Here is a 21,617-nt window from a genome sequence, read left to right as displayed (position 1 = left end):
CGGTCAGCTCAGTCGATCAGCAAAACTCGTCACGCGGGGCTTTTAGCGAATTCGTACCGCGGTGCCACTGACGCTGACCATCATCATACCGCCCTTTTCACCCACCACCTCGTAATCCAGATCGATACCGACGATGGCATTACCCCCCAGGGAGCGGGTCTGGGCCTCGATTTCCGCAAAGGCTATTTTGCGCGCCTTGGCCATTTCCCGCTCGTAGGAACCGGAGCGCCCGCCAATGATGTCGGTAATGGAGCCGAAGATATCCTTGAAAATATTGGCGCCGAGGATGGCCTCACCAACGACAACGCCGAGATAGTCCTCGATCTGGCGACCTTCAACAGTGGGAGTGGTGGTTTTGAGCATGCTGATTCCTTCCGTAGTTGCTGGATCGTATTGTCGGCTACAGCCAGCTTACACAAAATAAAAAGCCCCGCGCGCGGCGGGGCATTTTATTTCATGTCAGTCTGCTTTTCACAGAGAATCCGCTAAAGGATCAACGCTGACTGGCCTTGAATTCGCGGCGACGGCGATGCAGAACCGGCTCGGTATACCCGTTAGGCTGTGCACAGCCCTCAAACACCAGCTCGCAGGCGGCCTTGAAGGCGATACTCTGGTCAAAGTTTGGCGCCATATCGCGGTAGGCGGCATCACCGGCATTCTGTCGATCCACCACGGCCGCCATACGCTGCATGGTTTCCTCAACCTGTGCCCGGGTACAGATGCCCTGCTTCAGCCAGTTAGCAATATGCTGGGACGAAATACGCAGTGTGGCGCGGTCTTCCATCAACCCCACATCGTTGATGTCCGGAACCTTGGAGCAACCAACCCCCTGATCGATCCAGCGCACTACGTAGCCGAGAATGCCCTGTGCGTTGTTATCCAGCTCACGCTGGATTTCATCCCCGCTCCAATGCGGATCCGATGCGACCGGCACGGTAAGGATGTCATCCAGGCTCGCCGGTTTACGCGTCGCCAGTTCTTGCTGAACTTCAGCCACGTCCACCTTGTGGTAATGCAGCGCATGCAGGGTCGCCGCCGTCGGTGAAGGCACCCACGCGGTATTGGCACCGGCCAGGGGATGGGCAATTTTCGCCTGCATCATGGCCGACATCTGATCCGGGATCGGCCACATGCCTTTACCGATCTGAGCGCGTCCTTTAAGGCCTGTTGCCAGCCCCGTGTCCACATTCCAGTCCTCGTAGGCAGAAATCCATTTGGACTGCTTCATGTCGCCCTTGCGAATCATCGGGCCGGCCAGCATGGAGGTATGAATTTCATCACCGGTGCGATCCAGGAAACCGGTGTTGATGAACACGACGCGGGCCTTGGCGGCGGCAATACAGGCTTTGAGGTTTACCGTGGTGCGGCGCTCCTCATCCATGATGCCCATTTTCACCGTATTGCGGGCTAGCCCCAGCGCGTCTTCGATGCGATCGAACAGCGTGTTAGCAAAGGCCACTTCCTCGGGACCGTGCATTTTCGGCTTAACGATATACACGCTGCCACTGCGGGAGTTTCGCAGCGGGCCGTTGCCGCGCAGGTCGTGCATGGCGATCAAACTGGTGATCATGCCGTCGAGGATGCCCTCGGGCACTTCGTTGCCGTCTTTGTCGAGCACTGCATCGTTGGTCATCAGATGACCGACATTGCGCACGAACATCAGACTGCGACCCGGCAGGGTCACGGTGCCGCCTTCCACACCGGCGTATTCGCGGTCCGGATTGAGCGTGCGCAGGATTTCCTTGCCGCCCTTGCTGACTTTTTCCTGAAGATCGCCCTTCATAAGGCCGAGCCAGTTGCGGTAAACCACAACCTTGTCCTCGGCATCGACCGCGGCCACAGAGTCTTCGCAATCCATGATGGTGGTGAGTGCGGATTCCACAAGTATGTCTTTTACACCGGCCTTGTCGGTTTTGCCGATGGGGCTTTCACGGTCGATCTGGATTTCAAAATGCAGACCGTTGTGGGCCAGCAACAGCGCCTCCGGTGCCTCCTGAGGGCCGCGGTAACCGATAAACTGGCGACTGTTCTGCAACACGGCAACCTTGCCATTGCGTAGGGAAACTTCGAACAGGGAGCCATTGATCCGGTACTCGCGCACGTCTGTGTGGCTCGCCCCATTCAGCGGCGCAGCCTGGTCGAGAAACTCGCGACCATACGCAATAACCTTGTCACCGCGCACCGGGTTGTACTCGCCAGTTTTTTCCGCGCCACCCTCCTCGCTGATCACGTCGGTACCGTACAGCGCATCGTACAGGCTACCCCAGCGAGCATTGGCGGCATTCAGCGCATAGCGGGCATTCATTACCGGCACCACCAGCTGGGGACCGGCCATGGTGGCGATTTCGGCATCCACATTTTCGGTGGTTGCGGTGAAGTCCGCCGGTTCATCGACCAGATATCCGATCTCTTTCAGGAACGCCTTGTAGGCCTCGAGATCCTTGTAACCCTCGGGGTTGTCGCTGTACCACTGGTCCATACGGGCCTGGATATCATCGCGCTTGGTCAGCAACGCACGGTTTACCGGTGCGAGGTCATTGACGATTTTTTCGAATTCCGCCCAGAACACATCGGCGTCGACCCCGGTTCCGGGGATCACTTCCTGTGCAATCAATGCGTGAAGCTCTGAGGCGATCTGCAGACCGCCAATACGGATTCTTTCCGTCATGTCTGACCTCTTGGTACTGGTGCTAGGGACTGGTGAGTTGCGGCATTCTAAACAGGGAAAGTTACATATCGCTAATTTATAGGCACTATCTTCGATATTCTCAAAATGAATTTTAGCCGCCAATCCCGGTTATAATTGGCGTCCCACATCGAGAATTAGACGGCGCATCCAGCGATGTGGTGCGCTCTGCTGCAACAACGGGCTCCAGGCCATTTTCAGCTCCAGCGGGGGAATCTTCAGTGGTGGCTCCCTGAGTGCCACCCGGGGATTACTGGTGGCAAGCTGGGCCAGGCGGGTCGGCACAGTAACGATAAGGTCGCTCTGCTCGGCCAGCAGCATGGCCACTTGGTAGTGGCGGGTAAATACCGAAATATCTCGCTTCTGCCCCAGGCGGCCAATGGCTTCATCCACCCAGCCCAAGCGCTGCACATCTTCCGGATTCACGCCCACGCCCACGCCCATACCGGTTTTACTGACCCAGATGTGTTGTGCCTTCAGATAACTCTCCAGATTGTAGTCCTGCAGTATCGGGTTATCCGTACGCATTACGCAGGAGAAGGTGTCGCTCCATATGGTCGCCTGGTGGAAGCTCTGCGGCATGGAGTCAAAGCGGTTGATGACCATATCCACCTTGCCCTGCTCCACATCCACAAAGCTCACGTCACTGGGCGTCATGATGTCTAGACTGATACCAGGGGCACTGACGCGTAATTGTTTCAGTAGCGGCGGTATCAGTGTGGATTCCGCATAGTCACTCGCCATGATTCGGAAGGTGCGACGGGCATCTGCCGGCGCGAAATCCCGATTGGGCTGGATCACCTGGTCAATCGCGGCAAGCGCCTCGCGCACCATCGGCTGCAGCTCCATGGCGCGCTCGGTGGGCATCATGCCCTCCCGGGTGCGCACCAGGAGCGGGTCGCCGAACAGTTCGCGCAGGCGTTTCAGGCCGTTACTCATAGCGGGCTGGGACAGTCCCAGCTGGTTGGCGGCGCGGGTGACGTTGCGCTCGCGTAGCAGGACATCGAGGTAGACCAGCAGGTTCAGATCAGCTCTTTCCAGATTCATGGGCGGGGGCTCTCGGCCGGCACTACTGGCCGGGATCAGGTTGTTGTCAGTTCAGCGTTACCAAGGGGTTCAGGCAAATATTCACTATTTGGATAGCGAGAATCAGAACAATAAATTAGCCAAATTATGCCAGCACTCCTACGATACGTACAACCTAACCGCAGTCACCTTTTCGAAGAAATTCGAGGAAATTTGAGGAAACACAGCATGTCCACTTACTCTCAAGAAATCGAAGCGGCAGCAAAGCTCTGTGACAAGAACGGCAGCAGCTGGGATGCCATCAGCCCGGAATCTGTTGCGCGTATGCGTCTGCAGAACAAGTTCAAAAACGGCCTGGACATCGCCAAGTACACTGCCGATATCATGCGCAAGGACATGGCGGCCTACGACAAGGACTCCTCCAAGTACACCCAGTCCCTGGGTTGCTGGCATGGATTCATCGGCCAGCAGAAAATGATTTCCATCAAGAAACACTTCGAAGGCAAGACCGACCGCCGCTACCTGTACCTGTCCGGCTGGATGGTTGCCGCCCTGCGCAGTGAGTTTGGCCCCCTGCCCGACCAGTCCATGCACGAAAAGACTTCGGTTGCTGCGCTGATCGAAGAGCTGTACACCTTCCTACGCCAGGCCGACGCCCGCGAACTGGGTGGTCTGTTCCGCGAACTGGATGCGGCCCGCGAAGCTGGCGACGAAGTTGCTGCCAAAGCAATACAGAACAAAATCGACAATCATGTCACCCACGTAGTGCCGATCATCGCGGATATCGATGCGGGCTTTGGTAACGCAGAAGCTACTTACCTGCTGGCCAAGAAAATGATCGAAGCCGGTGCCTGCTGTATCCAGATCGAAAACCAGGTTTCCGACGAGAAACAGTGCGGCCACCAGGACGGCAAAGTGACTGTTCCCCACGAGGACTTCCTGGCCAAGATCCGCGCCGTACGTTACGCCTTCCTCGAGCTGGGTGTCGACAACGGTGTGATCGTCGCACGTACCGACTCCCTGGGTGCCGGCCTAACCAAACAGATCGCGGTGACCAAAGAGCCGGGCGATCTGGGTGACCAGTACAACGCCTTCCTGGATTGCGAAGAAGTTTCCGAAGCCGATCTGAAAAATGGCGATGTGATCATCAATCGCAACGGCAAGCTGCTGCGTCCGAAACGCCTGGCATCCAACCTGTTCCAGTTCAAGAAAGGTACCGGTGAAGCCCGCTGCATACTGGACAGCGTGACCTCCCTGCAAAACGGTGCTGACCTGATCTGGATCGAGACCGAGAAGCCCCACGTTCGCCAGATCGGCGGCATGATGGATGAGATTCGCAAGCAGGTGCCGGACGCGAAACTGGTGTACAACAACAGCCCGTCCTTCAACTGGACCTTGAACTTCCGCCAGCAGGTATTCGACGCCTGGAAAGAAGAAGGCAAGGATGTTTCCGCTTACGATCGCGACAACCTGATGAGTGCAGAATACGACGAGACCGAACTGTCCAAAGAGGCGGATAACAAAATCCGTACCTTCCAGGCAGACGCTGCTCGCGAGGCCGGTATCTTCCACCACCTCATCACCCTGCCGACCTACCACACCGCGGCGCTGTCTACGGACAACCTGGCCAAGGAGTACTTCGGCGAGAAAGGTATGCTGGGTTACGTCGAAGGCGTACAGCGCAAGGAAATCCGTCAGGGAATCGCCTGCGTGAAGCACCAGAACATGGCCGGCTCCGACATGGGCGACGACCACAAAGAGTACTTCGCCGGTGAAGCCGCGCTGAAAGCTGCTGGTAAAGACAACACCATGAACCAGTTCGGCTGATCGTTTTCAACGAGTGTCCCTGAGAAATCGCTTCACTCACTTCGGGCCGCATCATGCGGCCCATTTTTTTGCCCGTCTTGCGCGTATTTAAACCAGCTCCCGTGATCCCCGTACCACTTCTCGACGGTTATTGACAATCTGTGCGGCCAGTCCGGGTATTCACACGTCAATAAATCATACATTTCACATGAATCCCATAATTTGGCCGCGCGGCCTGATGGGATTTTTTTATATAAACCGAGAGAAAACGGAGGTTCCGGCAATGCGTCTTTCGCATTTACTGATATCCGCCACGGTGTGCTTCGCGGCACCGGCGGTATTCGCCGCACAGGCAAGCATGAATATACCCAACGACTGGGGACAGGGGGCACAGGCAGAAATCGTAGTGCTCAATGACGAGTCCGCCCCCCTTTCGGACTGGACCGTGGAATTTGACCTGGATGCCCAGATCACCCAGATCTGGAACGGGGTGGTGGTTTCCCAGAGCGGCAATCACTATGTGGTGGGACCGGCATCCTATAACAGCACCATCGGTGTCGATGGCCAGGCCAGCGTAGGGTTCCTGGTAAGTCCCGGGGGCATTTCCCCGGTGCCTGTGAGTGTCAATGGAGACGGTGGTGGCAGTTCTTCCGGTGGCTCGTCATCCTCGTCAAGCTCGTCCTCTTCATCGTCTTCGAGCTCTTCCAGTTCTTCTTCAAGCTCTTCGTCCAGTTCATCCAGCTCGTCAGGGGGCAGCTCATCTTCCTCTTCATCATCGGGCTCCTCCACCTCTTCTTCCTCCGGTGGGTCCGGCAGCGACTATTTGAGTTACGAAATGAGTGGTTTTATCACCGTGGACCAGTTCGGCTACCTGCCTGAAAGCGAGAAGGTCGCCGTGTTGCGCGATCCGCAGCAGGGATACGACAGCGCTGATAGCTACGCGCCGGCACCGGAAATACGCGTGGTCAACAATGACACCGGTGAAGTGGCCCACACCATCCAGCCACAAGCCTGGAACGGCGGCGCCACCGCGGAAAATTCCGGCGACCGGGTGTGGCATATCGACTTTTCTGCGGTGAGTCAGGAAGGCGACTACATTCTTGCCGATGAAACCAACCAGTTACGTTCACCGGTGTTCCGTATTGCCACGGATGTGTACCGCCCGGTACTGGTGCACGCCGTGCGCAGCTTCTATTACCAGCGCGCGGGCTTTGCCAAACAGTCGCCTTATGCGGATGCGCGCTGGACGGATGGTGCCAGCCACCTCGGTGCAGGCCAGGACCCCCAGGCCCGCCGCTACAACGCCACCGGTGACGCCGCTACCGAACGCGACCTGCGCGGAGGCTGGTACGACGCCGGTGACTACAACAAGTACACCAACTGGCACGCGGACTACCTGGTAGCACTCCTCAACAGCTACCGTGAAAATCCCGCGGTGTGGACCGACGATTTCAACATCCCCGAATCCGGTAACGGTATTCCGGACCTACTGGACGAAGTAAAGTGGGGTATGGACTGGCTGGTGAGAATGCAAGAGAGCAATGGCTCAGTACTATCGGTGATGGGCCTTGCCCACGCGAGCCCGCCCTCCTCCGCTACCGGTGCCAGCACCTACGGCCCGGCAACCACGGCCGCCAGCTACAGCAGTGCCGCAGCGTTCGCGCTGGGTAGCCAGGTCCTGGGGCAGATTGCCGGCCTGGAATCCTACGCTGCCGATCTCAGTGATCGCGCAGAGGCGGCATGGCAGTGGGCCCAGGCGAACCCGTCGGTGACCTTCCGCAACTCCGACAACGGCGTTGCCGCCGGTGAGCAGGAAGTGGACGACTACGGGCGTTTCGCCAAAAGCCTGATGGCTGCAATCCATCTGTATCGGGCCACCGGCAAGGCGGAATACCGCAGCTTCGTCGAAAGCAATTACCAGGCCGCGCACCTTATGGAATGGAGCTGGGTATCGATCTGGGAAGTGGAGATCCAGCACGCCCTGCTGTATTTCGCATCTCTGGATGGTGTCTCCGCACAAGTGGCGAGCAATATTCGCGACACTTACGCAGCGGGCATGAATGGCGATGACAACTGGCCTGCGGTAGATGGCGATGCGGATGCCTATCGCGCATCAATCCCGCAATACACCTGGGGCAGTAACCGCAGCCAGGCGCACCAGGGCAACCTGTTCCTGGATCAGTTGCAGTACGGCGCGGGCGCCCCGGCCACCGATGCCGTTCGCAATGCCGCGCTGCGCCACGTCAATTACCTGCACGGCGTAAACCCCCAGGGCAAGGTCTACCTGTCCAATATGGGGGAATACGGTGCGGAAAACTCCGTGGACAGCTTCTATCACACCTGGTTTGCAGACGGCAGCGCGCAGTGGGATTCGGTGACCGAGTCCTCCTATGGCCCTGCCCCCGGATTCCTGGTGGGTGGCCCCAACCCCAGTTACGACTGGGACGCCTGCTGTCCCAATAGCTGCGGCAGCCCGGAAAACAATGCCCGCTGTGGACTGGCACCGCCCGCCCCGCCCTACGGCCAGCCCGCACAGAAGGCCTTCCTGGACTTCAATACCAGCTGGCCATTGAATTCCTGGGCGGTCACCGAGAACCACAACATGTATCAGGTGGCGTATATCCGCCTGCTGTCCAAGTTTGTACCGGCCGGCAACTGATACACGCCCATTTCAAGGATCTTCGCGAGGGGCCAGTTCTGGCCCCTCTTTCCCCCCAAATAAACGCAGCCCGCGTCCCCGTCCGCGACTCAGGCGACGCACGCTGAATTCTCAGGACCGCCACCTTCCCGTCACACAAGTACCACAGCACCGAGAAATGGCGCAGTTTTGGACTAGGCTTATGGCAAGCCTGCAATGAAGCTGTCGCCTCTATGTCGTCCTCCAGCCAAGTACTTGTCCTCAACTGCGGAAGCTCTTCACTGAAATTTGCCGTCATCGACCCGCACAGTGGTTGCCTCTCCCTCAGTGGCATCGGCGAGTCTCTCGGCCAGGGTGAAGCATCGGTCAGTTGGAAGTGCGGCGGTGAGCGGCAATCTGCCACCCTGCCTGCCAATGCCCGCCACACCGAGGTGATCCGCTTTCTGGTGGATGAAGTTTTGAGCCAGCACGATAAATTGCGCGACCAGCTGGTGGCCATCGGACATCGGGTAGTACATGGCGGCGAGAAATTTTCCCATTCGGTACTGGTGGACGATGCCGTACTGAGCGCCATCCAGGAATGTGTGGCACTGGCGCCACTGCACAACCCCGCCCATTTACAGGGGATCGAAGCGGCCTCCGCCGCCTTTCCGGATTTGCCGCAGGTAGCGGTTTTCGACACAGCGTTTCACCAGTCGATGCCACGACATGCGTACATCTACGCCCTGCCCTTTGAGCTGTACCGCGATCACGGTATCCGCCGCTACGGTATGCACGGCACCAGCCACCGGTTTGTCACCGAGCGCGCGGCGGAGTTACTCAACCTGCCGGTCAACGAGGTAAATATCATCTCCGCCCATCTGGGCAACGGCGCGTCCATTACTGCCATCCGAAACGGTCGCAGCGTCGACACCAGCATGGGACTGACACCACTGGAAGGCCTGGTTATGGGTACGCGCAGTGGCGATGTGGACCCAGGTCTGTTGATGCACCTGGGCAGTCGCATGGATTACTGCCTGAAAGAAATCAACGACCTGCTCAACAAGAAGAGCGGCCTGCTCGGCGTCTCCGAGCTCAGTAACGACTGCCGCACGCTGGAACAGGCGGCAACCGATGGCCACGACGGCGCGCAACTGGCGCTGGATATTTTCTGCTACCGCCTGGCCAAATATATCGGTGCCTATCATGCGGTTTTGCCACAAGTGGATGCGCTGGTGTTTACCGGCGGTATCGGCGAAAACTCCAGCCTGATACGCGGGCAAGTCATGCAGCAACTCCGCGGGCTCGGCTACGCTACGGACGACGAGAAAAATACCCGTGCGCGATTCGGCGAAGAAGGCCCGATCAATACCGAGCGATCTGCGGTTACGCTGGTAATCCCGACCAACGAAGAGTGGGTCATTGCCCGCGACGCAGCGGAACTGGTTCCGCCGGACACCCCGAATCACGACCCCAGCTCGAGGGAATGACCCATGTCTCGCACAATCATGCTGGTGCCCATCAGTGATGGGGTCGGCATTACATCGGTTAGCCTGGGTACCCTGCGCGCGCTGGAACGCAACGGGGTGAGCGTCAGCTTTTACAAACCCATCGCAGAAACCGTGCATCACGAAAAAAATCGCGATCGCAGCAACGAGATCCTGCGGCGCGCCTCCAATCTCAAGGTGCCGGAATCCTTCACCATGCACCATGCGGAGCTGATGATCGGGCGGGATGACCTGTCCGGGTTGCTGGAAGATATTCTGGCCCGCTTCCGCGAGGGCGCGAACAAGGCGGACGTAGCCATTGTCGAGGGCCTGGTACCCAACACGGAAAACCAGTTTGCCAGCCAGCTCAACCTGCAGATCGCCAAAACCCTGGATGCGGAAATCGTACTGGTGGTGTGCCCGAACCTGGACTCAACCCAGCAGTTGAAAGACCGCCTGGAAGTCGCCATGGCGACTTTCGGCGGCGCGCAATCCGGCCGCGTGGTGGGCTGTATCGTCAACAAGGTCGGTGCGCCTTCCTATGTGCCGGAGGCCCCGGGAGCGGATATCACCGGGGTATTCGAAGGGTCCGGCATGCGTCGCGGTAACCTGGAAATCCTGTCCCTGTTCGGCAAGAGTCCGCTGCCGATCATCGGCTGTATTCCCTGGAACCCGAACCTGGTTGCACCGCGAGCGAAAGACCTGGCCGATCATTTTCAGGCGGAAGTGATCAACTACGGCGAACTCGACACCCGGCGTCTGCACAGTGTGACGTTTTGCTCACGCTCCCTGGGCAATATGATTTACCGGTTTGAACCCGGATCCATGCTGGTGACCTCGGGTGATCGCCCGGATGTGATCGTCGCCGCGTGTCTGGCGGCAATGAACGGCGTAAAAATCGGCTGCCTGCTACTTACCGGTGGTTTCTACATCGAACCCATGGTGCGCAAGTTGTGCGCGCCGGCGATGGAAACCGGGTTGCCCGTCATCCTGGTAAACACCAATACCTGGCAGACCGCGTTGCAACTGCAGACGTTCAATATGGAAACCCCCACCGACGATGTGGACCGGATTGAGAAGGTGCAGGATTTTATCGCCGGCCACCTGGACAACCACTGGGTGGAATCCCTCAGCAGCGAGTCCAATCGGCCCAAGCGTCTATCACCACCGGCATTCCGTTTTCATCTCACCGAACTCGCCCGCCGCGCCAACAAGCGAATCGTATTGCCGGAGGGGGATGAGCCGCGCACGGTCAAGGCGGCACTGGCGTGCGCCGAACGGGGCATTGCGCGGCCGGTACTGCTGGGAGATCCCAAGGAAATACACCGCGTGGCGGAACAACAGGGTCTTTCGCTGAGCGACAAGGTAGAGATTGTCGACCCCAAAAGTGCGCGCAAAAAGTATGTCGAGCCCATGGTGAAGCTGCGTAAAAACAAGGGGCTCACGGAAATCGTCGCCAAAGAGCAACTACAGGACAATGTGGTGCTCGGCACCATGATGCTTGCGGAAGATGAAGTAGACGGGCTGGTATCCGGTGCCGTTCACACCACGGCCAACACCATCCGCCCGGCACTGCAGCTCATCAAGACGGCGCCCGGCGCGAGCCTCGTGTCTTCCGTGTTTTTCATGCTGCTGCCAGATCAGGTACTGGTCTACGGTGACTGCGCCATCAACCCGGACCCGAATGCCGCGGAACTGGCGGATATCGCCATCCAGTCTGCGGACTCTGCCGCGGCCTTTGGCATCGAACCCCGGGTAGCCATGATCAGCTACTCCACGGGCAGCTCAGGCACGGGCCTGGATGTGGACAAGGTGCGCGAAGCCACGCTGATCGCCCAGGAAAAGCGACCGGACCTGGTGATTGATGGTCCCCTGCAATACGACGCGGCAATCATGGAAAACGTGGCAAAGAAAAAAGCGCCGGATAGCCCGGTGGCGGGACGTGCGACGGTGTTTATTTTTCCGGACCTGAATACCGGCAATACCACTTACAAAGCGGTACAGCGCAGCGCGGATTTGATCAGCATCGGGCCGATGCTTCAGGGGATGCGCAAACCGGTGAATGACCTCTCCCGGGGTGCTCTGGTGGATGACATCATCTATACCATTGCATTGACGGCAATTCAGGCGAGCCAGCTGCAGTAAATGACCGAATTCAGAGGGGGATATCCGGGCGGTTCCCGTCGGCATCGGCCACATTGCCAAGCGGCCGCTTCTTATCCAGGAATCGGATCAGGGATCCAGCGACAACATACGCCTCCAGCCGGTGCTCGAAGGTGTCGGTATATCCGAACGCCATGCGTTTCAGGCAGGCATGCACTTCACGATACTCCGGCGCATCACTTTTGACCGCGACCAGCCCCTTGCGCAGAATCGGCCACAGTTCCCAGATCTTACGCCCCTCTTCCTTCACCGCTTTGAGCGCAATCGCCAGCTGCGCCTCTTCGTAGGTCAGGTCCGTACCAAGCGGATAGTAAGGCAGAAGCTTCAGTCGGTGCCCCTGGGAAAATACTGCCTGAATCCGCTCAGGTGTATTGTTGGCGAACGCCTCGGGAATTTCGTAAGAGGCCTCAACCTTGCCAGCGTCCTTGGCTTTACCCAGTAATTCCTGTTGGAACCGGGAATCGGTAATACACAGCATTGCGGTGATCACATCCCGGTCGGATTTCCCGCGCAAGTCTGCCACCCCGTATTCCGTTGCCACCATATCCCGCAGATGGCGGGGAATGGTGCAATGGGGGTACTCCCACAGAATATTGCTGCGAATGCGCCCGCCCTGGTGACGGGTGCTGGCGAGAGCAATTACCGAACGGCCACCGGGTAACTCGTGGGCCTGCGCTACAAAATTGTACTGGCCGCCCACGCCGCTGATCACCCGGGCGTCATCCAGCCCATCGGAAATCACGGCGCCGTTTAGGGTCACCATCATTGCCGAATTGACGAACCGCGCGTGCTGGCGCTGCGCAATTTTCAGCGCACGTCCCTTCTGCAGCTCGTTGATGTAATCGATGGCGGTCATGTTGATTCCAGCCATCTGGGACTCGGGCATTTCACGCAATGCGTTGTACATGGCACTCGATCCCAGGTAGAACCCTCCGTGCAGCCAGGTGCCTCCCGCAAGCTTTTTCCCGGCGCAACTACCGAGCAGCTTCTTGCGGCCGGTACTGCTGTGCAGGTCGCAATCCTCCAATTCGCCGTGCTGGTCCAGAAAGCGATGGCCTCGCCAGCTGTAGCTGGGATCCACGATACCGGCGCCCTGCAGAAATTCGGTATCCGCCTCGGTGAGCGGACACTGGATTCGGCCAGCATCGTGCAATGCCATCAACAGGTCCTCATCGACGGTATCGCCAATGCGTCCTGTGTTGAGCAGCTCCTGAATCGTCTTGTCCGCATACACCTGCCGCTTGAGCACGCCGGCCTGCCGCAGATGCAGAAACCCCTCCGGAACCATCTCGCTGGCCCCGTACAGTCCCCGGTCGAATACGCCGAGCTGTAGCGGCTCACGGTACAGCTCGCGCGCCTTGTCCTCATTGAGGGACTGCAGGATATCCCGGTAATCCGGATTTTCGCTGTGGCGCAGCCGTAGCACATGGCAGATAGCGTCACCCAGCGCGCCGATACCGATCTGCAGCGTGCCGCCATCCTCAATCAAGCCAGCAATATGAAATGCCAGTGCGTAGTCGGTCAGTCTTACAGGAGGATTGGGGGCCGGGAAAATCTCGTGTTCGAATAGCTCACCCTCGAGCAGGAAGTCGAACATTCCGTGATCCACACGAGCGTCACCACCAACAAACGGCAGCCTGGGGTTCACTTCACCCACCATCGTGATATGCCGGTATTTGCGCTCTTCGGCCAGCGCCAGTAATGGCAGTGTGAGGTCCGGGTTACTGCTCAGGCTGAGATCCATACTGTCATCCGTGGCGGGCGCAACCATCTGTGCCACCACATTTACCCCGCGATCCAGCAAGTCCCGCGGCACATGGGTGTAATTGGCACTGACATAACTCTGCTGGGCGGATGCCACACCGAGAAAACTACCCGGCTGCATAAAAAACTCACACACCTCCACATTTGACGGCAACAAACCCTTGCGTCGTGCCTGGTTGTACGCCAGATCCTGATAGTCCGAGTAGAGGCGATCCAGCAGGGGCTGAACAAACCGACGCTGCAGCTCACTGCCGCCGGAGGGACGCTCCAGCGTCAGCGCGGTGAATATGGTGAGGGAAATCTCCGGGTCCTGTTCGGCACGGGCGTACATGGCATTGGCGAAATGGTTCGCTTTACCGATGCCCAGCGGCAACCCGAGCACAATCCGCTTGCCGACCTTTTCCAATACGGCGTCTACGCAGGCTTCAGCCGTATCGAATGTACCCGGTTTTGTCATTGCCTCTCGCTCCCGCTCCAGAAGTCTGTCATCGCGAATACGTGGCGGTAATCAATCGCCACCGGCCTATTGCAGGGTATCTTCAGATCCGCGCTCCGGTGACATGCTGGGCAGAGACTCGAAGTGATCCACCTGAATCGCCTTGTTGACCAACTCGGAAGTCTTCCGAATTTTCTCCGCTTCCTCTTCGGAAATCAGCTTGTCAGAAAGCGCCTGATCGATGGCGTTGTCATTCAGTGCACGCAAACCGCCCTTCTTCATCTTCTCGCGAATTGCTTCAGTTTCATGGCTGCTTAGAAATGCCTGCTCAACGATATCAATACCATCGCCGGAATTGCCAGGGAATACCCCCTTGGTCAGACGATCCCGCGTTTCCGACGGCACCATAATCAGGTTGGCACAGGCGCGCGCCTGGCGATCCGAGGCGGCACGGATACTATGGCCCCAGGGCATAGTGAGGAAATGCATCAGCTGGCCGACAAAACGGATCGGGAAGTTGTGGAACACCTCAATCAGGCTCACCTCGATATTGTGGAATCCAGCACGCATGGCAAATTCGAGCAGCGGACGATCCTGTTGAGGACTGCCATCATCCTTGAAGCGTTTCAGTGTGGAACTCATCAGGTAGAGTTCACTGAGCACATCACCGAGACGTGCAGAGATCATTTCTTTTCGCTTTAGTTCGCCCCCCAGGGATAACAGGGAAATTTCCGTTACCAGAGTCAAAACCGCTGAATAACGGTTCATCTGGCGGTAGTATTTTGCTGCCTCGCCAACGCCTCTGGGGCTGCTCGCGAAAAGCCCGCCGGTCCAGCCGTGGAACACCGCGCGACAGAAGGTTTTCAGCTGGAAAAATGCATGCTTGGGAAGCAGCGCGTCCAGCTCTTTCACCCCCTGATCTTTGTCCGGATTGGTGGCAGCCTCCATTTCCTGCAGCAGGTAGGGATGGCAGCGGATTGCCCCCTGGCCGAAGATCATCAGGCTGCGCGTGAGAATATTGGCGCCCTCCACCGTAATCGCCACGGGGACCGCGCGATACACATTGCCCAGATAGTTCAGCGGCCCATCGATGATCGCCTTGCCCGCGTGAATATCCATAGCGTCGTTAACCGCCTGGCGCAGGCCGAAGGTCGCGTGTGCCTTCATGATCGCCGACACCACCGCGGGCTTGAGTCCCTTGTCCAGGGCCCGAGTGGTGGTTTTGTGGGCGGAATCGAGCACGTAGGCAATAGACGCAATTTCCGCGAGACGTCGCTGCACGCCTTCGAATTTTCCGATTGGGATCCCGAACTGTTCACGGATATGTGAGTAAGCACCGGTGGTGCGCGCGGCAAGTTTGGCACCGCCGGTGGACAGGGACGGCAGCGAGATACCGCGCCCCGCAGCCAGTGCGCTCATCAGCATATGCCAGCCATGGCCGATGTTTTCCTGGCCCCCGATAATCCAGTCCATGGGAATGAACACATCTTTGCCCCAGTTGGGACCGTTCATAAATGCCTGCATGGCGGGTATGTGCCGCTGGCCGATGGTCACTCCCGGTGTGTCCGTCGGTACTAGGGCCACCGTAATACCCAGCTCCTCGGTATCACCGAGGATATGGTCGGGATCGTAGAGTTTGAACGCCAGGCCCAGCACGGTAGCCACGGGTCCGAGGGTGATATAGCGCTTGTGCCAATTGACACGCATCCCCAGGGTTTTTTCGCCGTTGTACTCCTGATAACAGACCACCCCGGCGTCCACCATGGCCGCAGCGTCGGAACCCGCCTCGGGGCTGGTCAATCCGAAACAGGGAATATCGCGCCCGTCCGCAAGCCGCGGTAGATAGTGTTTCTTCTGCTCGTCAGTGCCGTGGGCCATCAGCAGCTCGCCGGGACCGAGCGAGTTGGGCACCATGACGGTAACCCCCACGCTGGTGCTGCGGGTCGAAATTTTGGTGACGATTTGCGCGTGTGCGGTTGGCGAGAATCCGAGCCCGCCAAACTCTTCGGGAATGATGATGCCAAAGAAGCGATTTTTCTTGAGAAATTCCCATATCTCCGGGGAAATATCATGATCTTCGTAGGAGATCTTCCAGTCGTCCACCATCTGGCAGAGCTCTTCCACTGGGCCATCGACAAATGCCTGCTCTGCCTCGGTGAGCTCCGGCGGGCCCATATCCAGTAACTGATCCCAGTCCGGCTTGCCAGACAACAATTGGGCATCCCACCAGACCTCACCGGCCTCCATGGCTTCTCGCTCGGTATCGGAGATTGGGGGCAGGACCTTTTTAATCCAGTTCAACAACGGCGCGGTAATCCATTTCTGGCGCAGGCTACTCATTATTTATCCTTGTTGGCTCAAAATATTTTGGCTGTTCGCGATGCTACAGATGTCTAGCCTGTACAGGCGGACTGATGAGAGTGGTTTGCCTGAAACTATAGGCAATAGGAAGCGATTATTGGTGTTCAGGCGAATGCCAGAGTGCCAATGCCGCAGAAAATTATCAATGCGGCGACAATCCGCTGCCGGGAAAAACGCTCGTTGAGCAAGACGACGGAAATGATGGAAGCAAACAGGATGCTTACCTCCCGGGTGGCGGCCACTGCGGCTACGGGCATCATGGATGTAGCCCACAGCGCAATGCCAAATCCGCCGGTGGCCAGCATTCCTGACAGGGAGCTGCGCAGAAAATTGGCGCGTGCGAAGGCAAACCCTTTTAGCGGACGCGTCAGAAACACGGCAAGGATTATCCCACCGCCAGACAAAATCTCGAGCCACGCCACATAGCTCAACGGATTGGCAACACTGCGCACACCGGCCGCACCAATGGTCGTGTAGCCCGTGATCGCGATTCCGGTACCTACAGAATAAAGAATACCCATCCGCCCCACTTTCAACTCTTTCATCACCAGGCCGAATATGCCGCAGGTAACCAGCAAAATACCGGTCAATTGCAATGGCTCGAGGGATTCGTCAAGGAATAACAGTGCTGCCGTGGCGACCATCAGTGGCGTAACGCCGCGGGCTATAGGGTAAGCGGTACCGTAATCCAGCGCTTTATAGGACCGGGACAGCAAGAAGAAGTAGAGGTACTGGAAAAAAGCGCCACCCAGTAAAAACCCGAGCGCCGCCTTACCGGGCAACGGCAACTGGGTCGCAAGGGCGGCTCCTACGAGCAGGCCGACACTACGTATCATTGCCAGCTGCAGGAAGCCTTCTTCACTGTGTTTGACCACCGCATTCCATACGGCGTGCGCAAGCGCAGACAGCAAGACCAGCGCAAAAAGGAACGTTTCGGATATGACCAATTTACATAAGCGATTGGGGAGAAACTATCACACCGTTATTATCGGCGTACAAATACTCTCCAGGATTAAAGGTAACGCCGCCGAAAGTCACTGCGATATCGCGTTCCCCGATCCCTTTTTTTTCGGTCTTCATGGGATGACTTCCGAGCGCCTGTACTCCTAACTCTAGCTCAGAAATCGCATCCACATCGCGAATGCACCCGTACATCAAGATGCCAGCCCAGCCGTTGGCGACGGCTTTTTCCGCCAACATATCCCCCAGACAGGCTCGCCGCATGGAGCCGCCGGCATCCACCACCAGGACCTTGCCCTCCCCGGGTTCGGCGACCAGCTCACGCACCAGCGAGTTGTCCTCGAAGCACTTTATGGTGACGATCTGCCCGCCAAATTGCTCGCGACCGCCGTAGTTGACGAACATGGGTTCAACGACCTGTACAAGGGCTTCAAACTCATCGCAGAGATCCGGGGTGGAAATAGTATTGGAAGTCATTGCGGGCTCCTGAGGCTATGGGGAAATAAAACACTGCAGCGCCCGCGATAATAGCCGCCCACCACCTCAGTCACAGCCCAAACACAAAAATACCGGGTATTATCCCAATGGATAGTACCCGGTAAATGGCTTGCCCCTATGCAAACTGCGGACAAGCGGGCTTGCCAACTGGTCTCAGTAACTCACGGTAACGGGCATACCGACACGTGAATACTGGAAGAATTTACGAGCCATATGCGGCGGCATTCTCACACAGCCGTGGGAAGCAGGATAACGGGGCACATGACCCGATGCATGCAACCCAATACCCCCATTGAAACGGATGTAGTGGTTCATTTTTGCACCGCGATAGTAAGTGCCCGGAGGACGGCGATGCTTGCGGGTATCGACATCCGCCTTCACTACGCGCCCTGTATTACGGTCGACGAAACTGCCGTAGATACTGGAGCGGTGATTCGGCCGCTTGGCCAATACGCGGAATTTCCCTGGGCTGGTGCGGAAGCCCTGCTTGCCGGATGACACCAGCGATACGCCCACTAATCGACCACCTTTGTAAAAGTAAGCTTTCTGCTCAGAGAGATTGATACGTATCGAGGGAGATCCGGAAGAATTCATCGCTGCCTGATCATCAAACCAGTTGGCACCGGTGTGCGCGTCGGCAAGTGATGGCCAGAGACCGCCAAAGAGTAACGCGGTAAAGAGCATCAAGACGCCGATAAGGTTTCGACTGAGGGGCGATGATACAGCTGCTACTGCGCCTGCATTCTCCCCCTGGCTTGATGTTTCGCCACACTGTATCAGCTGCGCCGGCCGATCAGACAGGCTTCTGGTTCGCGTGGATGACAGACTTGTTTGCATAGCAACACCTCAATCAGTACATCAATCAGATCCTTTTAAAACCGGATTTTCAGAAACCCATAGGGAAGTTTTTGAGAACCCGACTTCTCTGGAATCCATGTCCAGCGGCAACCCCGAAACCGACTCGGAACCCGGGGTGCATGTTCGATTCTATTGACCGGGGGATGGGCGCTTAGATTGATTTATATGGGGAGGTGACACTTTTATGGAAAATGGCAATCGTCTTAAGGTGCCGAGCAAGGGGTCACAAGATCGTGGCTGAATGGCCGGCGATGATGTGTTCGTCGATATGGCGTGATGAATAGAAAAATATTTCTGCTACATGCACAAAAAAAGCGACCAAAATGGTCGCTTTTTTCGGAGTCAAGGCAGCCCGGGACAAAAAATCTGTACTTATTGACTCGGGCTGGTCTGCGCTTTGGATAGCGCCTTGTCTTTTCTCTTTGTGTTACACCTTCTGATTGGCGAGGTACAGCCAGGTATCTACGGCGGTATCCGGGTTCAGGGAGACGCTGTCGATCCCCTCTTCCATCAGCCACTGGGCAAAATCTTTGTGATCGGATGGCCCCTGGCCACAAATGCCCACGTATTTTCCTGCCTTTTTACACGCCTGAATGGCACGGGACAGGAGCATTTTTACCGCGGGATCCCGTTCATCAAACAGATCCGCTACCAAACCAGAATCCCGGTCCAGCCCAAGAGTCAGCTGGGTCAGGTCGTTTGAACCGATGGAGAATCCATCAAAGTACTGCAGGAACTCATCGGCCAGCAATGCGTTGGACGGAAGCTCACACATCATGATGACCTTGAGCCCGTTTTCACCGCGCTTGAGGCCATTCTGCTCCAGTAGCTCCACTACCTGACGGGCCTCGTCCGGAGTGCGTACGAAGGGCACCATGATCTCTACATTGGTGAGTCCCATTTCGTCGCGAACTTTTTTCAGCGCCTTGCACTCGAGGGCAAAGCACTGGCGGAAGTCCTTGGAGCGATAGCGGGCCGCACCGCGGAAACCGAGCATGGGGTTTTCTTCGCTTGGCTCGTACATCTGACCGCCGACCAGGTGCGCGTATTCGTTGGACTTGAAGTCCGACAGACGCACGATGGCACGGTTCGGGGCAAACGCTGCGGCAAGGGTCGAAATCCCCTCCACCAGCTTTTCCACGATGAAGTCTTCCGGCGAAGCGTAACCACCGATGCGGTTGCGGATGTTCTTCTGCAGGTCGATCGGCAGGCGATCCAGCTCGAGCAGCGCCTTCGGGTGAATACCGATCATGCGATTCAGGATGAACTCCAGACGCGCCAGGCCAACACCCTGGTTGGGCAGATTGCTGAACGCAAACGCGCGATCCGGGTTGCCCACGTTGAGCATGATCTTGAACGGCAGTTCCGGCATGTCCTGAACTTCGGTCAGAGAGCGCTCAAAATCCAGTTCACCGGACATCACAAACCCGGTATCCCCTTCCGCACAGCTCACGGTCACCGGGGTACCGGTAGACAGCTTTTCGGTGGCGTCACCGCAGCCCACCACCGCCGGGATTCCCAGCTCACGGGCAATGATCGCTGCGTGACAGGTACGGCCGCCGCGATTGGTGACAATAGCGCTGGCCTTTTTCAGCACCGGCTCCCAGTCCGGGTCGGTCATATCGGTGACCAGTACCTCGCCATCCTGCATCTTGGCCATATCCTCGACGGAATCGAGTACACGGACCTTGCCCGCGCCAATACGCTGGCCGATCGCACGGCCTTCACACAGGATGTCGCTGCGTTCGTGCAGCTTGTAGCGTTCGATGCTGGTACCGGTGTCCCGGGAACGCACGGTTTCCGGCCGCGCCTGGACAATAAACAGCTTGCCGGTATCACCGTCTTTGGCCCATTCGATATCCATGGGACGCTGGTAGTGATCCTCGATTTTGCGCGCCTGATTAGCCAGCTCGGTGAGCTCCTCATCGGTCAGCGCAAAGCGCAGGCGATCCTCTTCTGCCACCTGCACGGTCTTCACCGAGCGGCCGCACTCGCCACTCTCGTCGTAGACCATCTTGATGGCCTTGCTACCGCGGTTGCGGCGCAAAATGGCCGGTCGGCCCGCCTCCAGCGCCGGCTTGTACAGATAGAATTCGTCCGGGTTTACTGCCCCCTGCACCACGGTTTCACCGAGGCCGTAGGCAGCCGTTACGAAAATGACATCGCGGAAACCGCTCTCGGTGTCGAGGGTAAACATTACGCCGGAAGCGCCGGTTTCACTGCGCACCATATGCTGGATACCCGCAGACAGGGCAACACCTACATCCGCGTAGCCGGTATGTACCCGGTAAGCGATAGCGCGGTCGTTGTAGAGGGATGCAAATACTTCCTTGACCGCTTCGAGAACTGCGTCGATGCCGCGGATATTCAGGAAAGTTTCCTGCTGGCCCGCGAAAGAGGCATCGGGGAGATCTTCTGCCGTCGCCGAGGAACGCACTGCCACAGAGGTTTCACCGCCGCCCAGTGCCTCATAGCCCGCACGGATCTCGCTCTCAAGCTGGCTGGGGAAAGGCGCATCGAGCAACCATTGGCGAATTTCTTCCCCAGCAGCGGCCAGAGCGGTCACGTCGTCGACATCCAGACTCTTCAGCCGCTCTGCGATACGGGTGTCCAGCTGGGCACTGGACAGGAATTCACGGAATGCATCCGCAGTGGTGGCAAAGCCACCCGGCACGCTGACGCCCGCGCCAGCGAGGGAGGAGATCATCTCTCCCAGCGATGCATTCTTACCGCCGACCTTGTCGACGTCTGCCATACCCAGCTTCGCGAATTCGAGAGTGTAAGTGGTCAATGGGCTGCCCTCTGCAACTGCTGTTCAGGCGCCAGATTATAAGGAAGGGTTTTGTAAATAATACCCCGCAAAAACCCATAAAAAGCCCCTATTTCTGTTGTAATTTTTCTACAGAATTACACGCCTACCGGTATTGAATTACGCTGAATCGAATCCCCGGGGAA

13 protein-coding genes are annotated in these 21,617 nt (G+C 57.6%); 4 read left to right on the top strand and 9 right to left on the bottom strand.

What is annotated here, in order from left to right:
- Positions 1–42: 42 nt before the first annotated feature.
- The 3 genes from ACONT6_RS08125 to ACONT6_RS08115 all read right to left on the bottom strand — a co-directional run bounded on the left by ACONT6_RS08125 (position 43) and on the right by ACONT6_RS08115 (position 3,733).
- Complete coding sequence (locus ACONT6_RS08125) at positions 43–363, bottom strand: heavy metal-binding domain-containing protein (RefSeq protein WP_181253205.1); 321 nt, start codon at positions 361–363, stop codon at positions 43–45.
- Positions 364–493: 130 nt separating this feature from the next.
- Complete coding sequence (locus tag ACONT6_RS08120) at positions 494–2,668, bottom strand: malate synthase G (protein ID WP_428821215.1); 2,175 nt, start codon at positions 2,666–2,668, stop codon at positions 494–496.
- Positions 2,669–2,797: 129 nt separating this feature from the next.
- A complete protein-coding gene (locus tag ACONT6_RS08115) occupies positions 2,798–3,733 on the bottom strand; it encodes a LysR family transcriptional regulator (RefSeq protein WP_428821214.1) in 936 nt (311 codons plus the stop codon).
- A gap of 207 nt (positions 3,734–3,940) precedes the next feature.
- Between ACONT6_RS08115 and ACONT6_RS08110 the strand changes: the two genes are divergently transcribed.
- From ACONT6_RS08110 to pta, 4 genes are all read left to right on the top strand, one after another.
- Positions 3,941–5,539: an isocitrate lyase gene (locus tag ACONT6_RS08110; protein WP_428821213.1), complete on the top strand. Its 1,599-nt coding sequence runs from the start codon at positions 3,941–3,943 to the stop codon at positions 5,537–5,539.
- A gap of 262 nt (positions 5,540–5,801) precedes the next feature.
- Positions 5,802–8,177 (top strand): glycoside hydrolase family 9 protein, encoded by a 2,376-nt coding sequence (locus tag ACONT6_RS08105; RefSeq protein WP_428821212.1) that lies wholly within the window; start codon positions 5,802–5,804, stop codon positions 8,175–8,177.
- Between the two features lie 212 nt (positions 8,178–8,389).
- Positions 8,390–9,625, top strand: coding sequence for an acetate kinase (locus tag ACONT6_RS08100; protein ID WP_428821211.1), 1,236 nt, complete (start codon positions 8,390–8,392; stop codon positions 9,623–9,625).
- A gap of 3 nt (positions 9,626–9,628) precedes the next feature.
- The gene (gene pta, locus ACONT6_RS08095; RefSeq protein ID WP_428821210.1) at positions 9,629–11,767 is read left to right on the top strand and encodes a phosphate acetyltransferase; all 2,139 of its coding nucleotides are present in this window, start codon (positions 9,629–9,631) and stop codon (positions 11,765–11,767) included.
- Positions 11,768–11,777: 10 nt separating this feature from the next.
- Here pta and ACONT6_RS08090 read toward each other — a convergent pair whose 3' ends face one another.
- The 6 genes from ACONT6_RS08090 to ppsA form a co-directional block, all read right to left on the bottom strand.
- Complete coding sequence (locus tag ACONT6_RS08090; RefSeq protein WP_428821209.1) at positions 11,778–14,006, bottom strand: acetyl-CoA hydrolase/transferase C-terminal domain-containing protein; 2,229 nt, start codon at positions 14,004–14,006, stop codon at positions 11,778–11,780.
- Positions 14,007–14,072: 66 nt separating this feature from the next.
- Positions 14,073–16,325: an acyl-CoA dehydrogenase gene (locus tag ACONT6_RS08085; protein WP_428821208.1), complete on the bottom strand. Its 2,253-nt coding sequence runs from the start codon at positions 16,323–16,325 to the stop codon at positions 14,073–14,075.
- Positions 16,326–16,450: 125 nt separating this feature from the next.
- Positions 16,451–17,257 (bottom strand): EamA family transporter, encoded by an 807-nt coding sequence (locus ACONT6_RS08080; RefSeq protein WP_428821494.1) that lies wholly within the window; start codon positions 17,255–17,257, stop codon positions 16,451–16,453.
- 37 nt (positions 17,258–17,294) lie between these two features.
- Entirely contained in the window at positions 17,295–17,783 is a 489-nt protein-coding gene (rraA, locus tag ACONT6_RS08075) for a ribonuclease E activity regulator RraA (protein WP_428821207.1), read from the bottom strand.
- A gap of 174 nt (positions 17,784–17,957) precedes the next feature.
- A complete protein-coding gene (locus ACONT6_RS08070) occupies positions 17,958–18,488 on the bottom strand; it encodes a L,D-transpeptidase (RefSeq protein ID WP_428821206.1) in 531 nt (176 codons plus the stop codon).
- A 601-nt stretch (positions 18,489–19,089) separates the two neighbouring features.
- A complete protein-coding gene (ppsA, locus tag ACONT6_RS08065; protein ID WP_428821205.1) occupies positions 19,090–21,453 on the bottom strand; it encodes a phosphoenolpyruvate synthase in 2,364 nt (787 codons plus the stop codon).
- Positions 21,454–21,617 lie beyond the last annotated feature (164 nt).

The sequence above is a fragment of the Microbulbifer sp. MCCC 1A16149 genome (assembly GCF_050368945.1).
Taxonomy (GTDB): domain Bacteria; phylum Pseudomonadota; class Gammaproteobacteria; order Pseudomonadales; family Cellvibrionaceae; genus Microbulbifer.
The sequence above is the reverse complement of the archived record's forward strand: the minus strand, read 5'-3'. Positions and strand labels throughout refer to the sequence as shown.